Genomic DNA, 971 nt, shown 5'->3' with positions numbered 1-971 from the left:
GGCCCGCAGCAGGTTGTGGGTGATCGCGGCGAGGATGAGGCAGGCGGCGTTGGCGGTGAACCTGCCCGGGGGCAGGTGCGCGAGCGGGCCGTGGATGAGGTCGGCGTTGGCCTGTTCGATGATCGCGTGGTGGCGGTGCTGGGGCTCGGCTTGGGCCAGGGTGAACGGACTGTCGGTGAACACGGCGTGGTAGCGCCAGGTCGGAAACGGCTCGCCCTGCCCGGGGCTGGTCGTGTGGTTGAGCGCCCTGACCCGGCGGGCGACCGGTCGTGCGGTGACCTGGTGGCGGGTGTCCCTGAAGGCGGTGTAGGTGGTCTCGGTGATCTCCGCGTCGGAGATCCATGCCTTCAGGTCCTCGTCCCAGATCGCCTTCGGGTAGCGGATTGGTGTCCACGCTGTGTCGTCGATGGCCTCGTAGGCGGCGCGGATCGCGCTGTTGCCCGGTGTGGTGATCGAGAAGTGGATGTGAAGGCGGCGGCGGGTGGTCACGACCGTGCCGGTGTAGAACCCGGAGTCTCCCCGGGCGACGAGCGTCCCGGTGGCGCCGGCGTCGTGGGCGGCGCCGACGGTCTGGGCGAGGAATCGGGCCGTGCCTTTCGCCGAGACGGCGTTGCCGGCGCGCAGCCGGGCGTTCGTCACGAGCGGCGGGCTGGTCAGGGTCGACACGGTGCCGATCATCGCGTTCAGGCCCCGGACGAACACCGACCTGCTGGCGATCTTGGTGTGGCCGACGGTGGCGCCTTGCTTGGCCGGGCCGTACACGCGGCGCTGGCAGGAGCCGAGGTCGACGAACGCCAGCGTGTCGCAGCCGGTCAACAGCGGCGGCGCGGCGGCGGTGAGCCGGGCCAGTAGCAGCCGGTTGACCTGCTCGAGCTGGCTGATGCTGCCCAGGGTCAGCTTCCGCAGGAACGTGCCGAGGGTGGAGGGCGCGCGGATCCCGCCGAACAGGTCCGCAAGCGCGCCGGCGCGCA

General features: G+C 71.4%; 1 protein-coding gene. It reads right to left on the bottom strand.

The window, feature by feature from the left end; genetic code table 11:
• Nucleotides 1-971, bottom strand: a 971-nt coding sequence (locus U9983_RS27570; protein WP_322756808.1) for a transposase, incomplete at both ends; no start/stop codon positions are given.

The sequence above is a fragment of the Protofrankia sp. Cas3 genome, assembly GCF_963555955.1.
Taxonomy (GTDB): Bacteria; Actinomycetota; Actinomycetes; order Frankiales; family Frankiaceae; genus Protofrankia.
Note: the sequence above shows the minus strand (reverse complement) of the source record. Positions and strands in the feature narration are given on the sequence as shown.